The following is a 5,511-nucleotide window of genomic DNA, read 5'->3' on the forward strand; positions in this document are numbered from 1 at the left end:
CTAGATACTACCCCTGATACGCTTCCGATCCCTGCTGGGCTGGAAGTCGAAGTGCTGGGTAATACCAGCGGGAAGACAATAAACCTGGAAAGTGGTGCCAGCGTTGTCGGTCTGGATGCAGGCACTGCAGACGTTAATCTTGTCGGTATTGCCTCGACTGATGTGACCGTTGTCCGCAATGGCACAACGCTTGAGATTCGCAACGCTGATGGCGATGTCCTGGTCAGCGTGGCAGCCGGTACTGACGCTACCACAGAGCTTTCCTTCTCTGACGGCAGTGCAACCATGGCCGTTTCCGGTTCTGATCTTACCTTTGGCGGTCAGACACTGGCTGACGGTGATGAAGTTGCCGGTGCAGACGTAACGGTGACCGGAGAAGGCAGCGGTGCAGACGAAGGCCAGACCTTTAGTCTCACTGCAGATAGCACGGCAGTAAACGAAGGCGGCACTGCCACCTTTACCCTCGACACCACCAACGTCGCTGAAGGCACCGAAGTGGCTTACACCATCTCTGGTGTTGACGCCGCTGACGTGGTCGGTGGTTCACTGACCGGCACCACGACTGTCGGCGCTGATGGCACCGCTACCATCGACGTGGCCCTTGCTGAAGATGCAAGCACTGATGAAGGCGCGGAGACGCTGACATTGGCATTGGACAACGGCCAAGCCACAGCCGATGTCACTGTCAACGACACTAGCGTTGCCACCACGTTTGAGCTGACGGCGGCAAGCCAGACGGTTGAGGAAGGCAACGCGCTGACCTTTACCGTGACGGCTAACCAGGCTGTGGATGCTGACACCGATGTCACCTTCACGCTGGTACCGGGTGATGGTACGGCTGTCAATGCGGGTACGAACGACACCAACACCAACGACTTCGGAACGGGTTCCTTCAATCCGCAGACGGTTACGATCCCGGCGGGTAGCACTGAAGTGACCTTCGACGTAACACCGCAGGCTGACGGCGTTTCTGAACTGCCCGAAGACTTTGTGGTGCGCGCTGAAGTTGATGGCGAAGTAGTGGGTGAAGTTACCGCTACAGCACAGGATGCGTCAGGCGCTAATGCAGGCCAGACCTATACGCTCACTACAGGTGTCGACTCACTGACTGGTACTGCCGGCAGCGACACTTTTGTGGGTGCAGATGATGGTGGTGTTACCACAACTTCTAACTTGGGTGACGAAATTGACGGTGCTGCTGGTACGGATACCGTTAAGATCACTACAGACCAAGCGGCTGCTAACATCCCGAGCCTGACCAACATTGAAAAGCTGCACTTGGTCAAAGCTGGTGCAACTGATCATCAGAGCGTCAATGCGGCAGCAATTGCCGGGCTGAAAACTCTTGAGTTGGAAGGTGGCGAAACCAACGCTACTGGTCAGGTTACGGCAACCATGGGTGCTGGTCAGTCCCTGATTCTCGACAGCATCACGGATGGCGATGCTACAGGTGATGCTGGTAACAATGGTGATGTACTGGTCGCTTCCTCCGCCGCTGTAACTTCGGTTGATGTGACGGTTGATGGTGCAAGCGCTCAGACCGACGTCGCTGACTTTACTGCAGGTAACGACCTGGATTTGGACATCACCGGAGCTAACGTTGCTACTGCTAACCTCACGGCAGTCGGTATCAACAACATTAGCCTGGCCAACGCTGGCACCTCTCTTGAGACGCTTAACGTAGCTGGTGAAGGTTCTGTCGTGGTTCAAAACCAGCTTTCGCTGGAGTCTGTCGACGCATCCGCCAACACTGGTGGTGTGACTGTCAACAACTCAGGCCTCGGTATTGGTGAAGATGTGGCCGTTACTGGCGGTTCAGGTAATGATGTCCTGACGGTTAATCTGGCTTCTAACGCAACCGTTGATGCCGGTGCAGGCGACGACGTTGTGACTCTTAACAACGCGACTGCCGCTAATCTGGTTAGCTCTGCAGGTGTTGCAGACAGCATCGATGGTGGTGAAGGTACGGACGTACTTTCCCTAACCTCTGCAGGTGCACAGGCCCTGTCGGTTGATGCCGCTGCCGATCGTGCGGTTATCAAGAATTTTGAAATTTTGCGTATCGATGGCTTGGACGCAGACACTGATGCTGCCGCCCCGAACGATAGTTTCGACATTTCTGCGTTTGGTCTGAACTCGCTTCAGGTCACAGGCGATGTCGTGGACAGCGGTGCTGGCACTGCGCAGACAGCTACCGTAAGCGGCTTCACCTCTGGTGCAACAGTTGAAACCCGCCTTGCTGCGGATCAGAGTGCTGCCCTCAACGTTGGTATGACTGGCGCCACGGGTGCTAACACTCCCGATGACACCTTGAACCTGAAGCTGAACGCTGACCTTGTAGACCAACCTACCGCAGGTGCTCCAGCAAACGCTTTCGCCGCGAGCTTTGGTGTTGACGGTATCAACAAGCTGAACGTTACTACCGCTGATCGCGTTAATACTGATGGCGCAACTGGCCGTGATGATGGTTACATCCTGAATCTCACCAACGCGTCTAACGTTGACACAATCACTGTGGATGGTGATCGTGAGCTCAGCTTCACTTCAGGTACTAATACTGATGCGCTGGCTAACTTCAACGCTGCTGACCTGACTGGTGACTTGATCGTTGACCTGAATGGTTTCACTGGTACCCAAGGCGTTACCGTCACCGGTGGTGCTGGCACCAACGATCTGACAGGTACTGATCTGGCTGACATCATCGTTGGTGGTGATCGTGCCGATACCATCACAGGCGGTGCTGGTGCTGACTCGCTGACAGGCGGTGCGGGCGCAGACACTTTTGTCTTTGCTACCGGTGATTACACAGCTGCAAGTGCGACTGCTCTGGCAGCTGCTGCGGACAAGATCACTGACTTCGCAACTGCAAGCGACATCATTGATTGGAGTGCCAACCTGACAGTTGAGCAAAACGGTGCTGCGATTGGCGGTAACGCTGCCATCAACGCTGAAGGTTTTGCGAGCTTCGCGACAGGCGATGATACGCTTGTCAAGAAGATCACAGCTGTTGAGGCTGCAATTGACGCTGGAACCAATTCAGACGGTGATTTCGCCATCTTTGAAGACAGTGGTAACACTTATGTCTTCATCTCTGAAGGTACCAGCGGTGTTGGCGCAGGCGACGGCCTGGTCGAGCTGACAGGCGTTACCGGTTTGTCTGACAGCACTATTACTGCTGGTGACATGACCATCGCCTAATCCCTCTCCCTGAGAAGGATGCCTATCACTTGATAGGTTAAGGTAAGACAAACCCTCGACTACGGTCGGGGGTTTTTTATTCTGGGTATCCTGTGGTGGTGAAAAATTCTACGATCTGTAAGTTGATCAAAAAATGACCATCTTGCTGATGGTTTTCTTCGTTTGGGGCTGAGGAAAGGTGGGTATGAAGAGGATACTGGGGCTGGGAAATGGCGTTGAGGAAGAAACAGAGCGCTAAACCACACCATTCAGGCAGGCGTCATCCTTGGCGACTGCCAATAGAAAGTGCTGCATGTGTAAGGTGATGGATATCAAGCGGCGTTTAGCCGGTAGCTATGATGCAACCCGCCTACCCATTGCACCGATTCCAAACGATAGCGTTCTGGTTCCTGTGGCATATCGCTGTCGTTGGTAGCGACTGCGATTATAAAGGCTCTCCGGTATAGTGAGCATGTTTTCGCTATCTGAACCGAAAGGAAACTTATGGCGCTTCTCTCTCACCAACTGTTAATTCCCTCCGACTTGGCATCGCTCTTTGAATCGCAGCGAACGCTATTGCCCTTTGAGTCCTTTTGTCGTGGCTTTGCGTGGTATCTCTGTCCGGTGGTCGTGGCGAAGGAGCCGCAGTGGGTGTTGATCAATGTTGCCTTTGGCTTCGTTGAGCTGCTTGAGAATATGTCGCCACCGAACGCCAATGCCGTGGAAAAGGCAGCGTTTGACGTGATTGAGCTGGCGAGCCCTCTGGATCGTGAGAAGGACAACGTGAGTGTGAGCTTCAACCCTGCTGACATGACCTGGCATATCGCTGACAAACTACCGACGCACGTAGGAAAGCAATACCAACGTGTCGAACAGGCGCTACGGCAATGTCACGATATCTACGAGGCGGATGAGGCCATTGAGCAGATTAACGCCAAGCCACTGACCATCGGTGATCAGCGTATTGTTCCCGTAGAAGGCGTCTACGGCGTACTGCTGGAATTGGCTGATGACTTTAGAGACTACATGCAGTCGACGCCCTGGTGGAAGCAGCTATGGCACCTATCGACGAAGCAAACCCCGTGGCTTGAACCGTAGGAAGGCGGGTATCATGTAAGCGATAAAGTCGCTTTGCATTTCCACCAATGACCACACGCAAAAGGAGCCACTTCATGGCCAAGCAAGACGATAAGCAGCAAACGATCACGATTGACGGCACTGAGTACAACGTCAATGATCTCTCGGAAAACGCCCAGAATCAGGTTTTGAATCTACGTGTTACAGATGCCGAGATCGAAAAGCTCAACCAGCAGCTGGCGATTTATCAAACCGCACGTACTGCGTATGCACGGGCGCTGAGTGAAGAACTGCCGAAGAAAGAGACGCACTGAGTATGTTGAAAGTAACGCTATTATTCGCCACCGCCGTGCTATTAACCGGCTGTGGTGGCGTGCCGTTAGTGCCGTGTATTTGATGTTGGCCTTCTGATGTCGAAAAACTTCAAAGCCCATTTACCCACGCTGATTATCCTGACGCAACGGGAGCATCAGCGGCTAAGCAATCAGGCCAAACGGCTGCAGGCCTATGCCCTGGATCTCGACACGCTGAACACGTACAGAGCGAAGTGGATTGATCTCCTGGGGTATGTCGACTTCTTGCCAATGCTGTTGCAGGCGATGGAGTCGCTGATTGCTCAGCAGGGGAAAGGGGAGGCAACAGAAGCCGCTTACGATGAAGTGGTCTTCCAGATTGGTATCTACAAGAAATCGTGCTGGGCCTTCATCAAGACGTTCTACGGCTCGATCAATCCCTACGTGGATCGCTGGCTAAAGGTATTGCCCGATTACAAATACCAGTTCGAGCAACGCTACGAAGCGGGCAGGAAGCTCTCTGTGCCGGAACAGGCTGAGCTGATCCGCGCATTAGTCGACGTCGTGCCTAACCGGGACGACCCGTATAACCTACGCCAAACACCGGAAGGCAGGGCGTTACGGGAAGCAGCAGCGCGTTCTGAGGCGGACACCAACGCCCTTGATGAGCCGCCTTCATCGACAAGTAATGTAGTGGATATGTTTAGCTTCAAGAAAAAACGGCGTTGATCGTATTCTACCTATCGGGCATTTATGCCCGCCTATGTCGCCCTGTGCGGCGTTCTATGCCACTACCCGATAAATCCCTACCTTGCAGCATAAACGCGGCCCTATGGCCGCTGTGAACTGCTAAACTAGCGCTAGTCTTTAGGTAGTTAACCTCGTAGACCAAGAATTGTATCGAAGATAGTAGAAGCCGTATCAATCACTTTGGCGTTAGCCTGGTAGTACTGCTGATAACGGA

At 53.5% G+C, this 5,511-nt stretch carries 5 protein-coding genes; 4 read left to right on the forward strand and 1 reads right to left on the reverse strand.

Annotation, left to right across the window (positions count from 1 at the left end):
• Positions 1–51: 51 nt before the first annotated feature.
• The 4 genes from QC823_RS15975 (at position 52) to QC823_RS15990 (ending at position 5,276) form a co-directional block, all read left to right on the forward strand.
• Complete coding sequence (locus QC823_RS15975) at positions 52–3,198, forward strand: beta strand repeat-containing protein (protein ID WP_309657334.1); 3,147 nt, start codon at positions 52–54, stop codon at positions 3,196–3,198.
• A gap of 483 nt (positions 3,199–3,681) precedes the next feature.
• Complete coding sequence (locus tag QC823_RS15980; RefSeq protein ID WP_309657335.1) at positions 3,682–4,275, forward strand: hypothetical protein; 594 nt, start codon at positions 3,682–3,684, stop codon at positions 4,273–4,275.
• A 74-nt stretch (positions 4,276–4,349) separates the two neighbouring features.
• Entirely contained in the window at positions 4,350–4,568 is a 219-nt protein-coding gene (locus QC823_RS15985; RefSeq protein ID WP_309657336.1) for a DUF6447 family protein, read from the forward strand.
• 96 nt (positions 4,569–4,664) lie between these two features.
• Complete coding sequence (locus tag QC823_RS15990) at positions 4,665–5,276, forward strand: hypothetical protein (protein ID WP_309657337.1); 612 nt, start codon at positions 4,665–4,667, stop codon at positions 5,274–5,276.
• 146 nt (positions 5,277–5,422) lie between these two features.
• Here QC823_RS15990 and QC823_RS16290 read toward each other — a convergent pair.
• Positions 5,423–5,511: flagellar basal body rod C-terminal domain-containing protein (locus QC823_RS16290; RefSeq protein WP_422823686.1), on the reverse strand; the 89-nt coding region annotated here is incomplete at its 5' end.

It is taken from the genome of Vreelandella vilamensis (genome assembly GCF_031451755.1).
Classification (GTDB): domain Bacteria; phylum Pseudomonadota; class Gammaproteobacteria; order Pseudomonadales; family Halomonadaceae; genus Vreelandella; species Vreelandella vilamensis.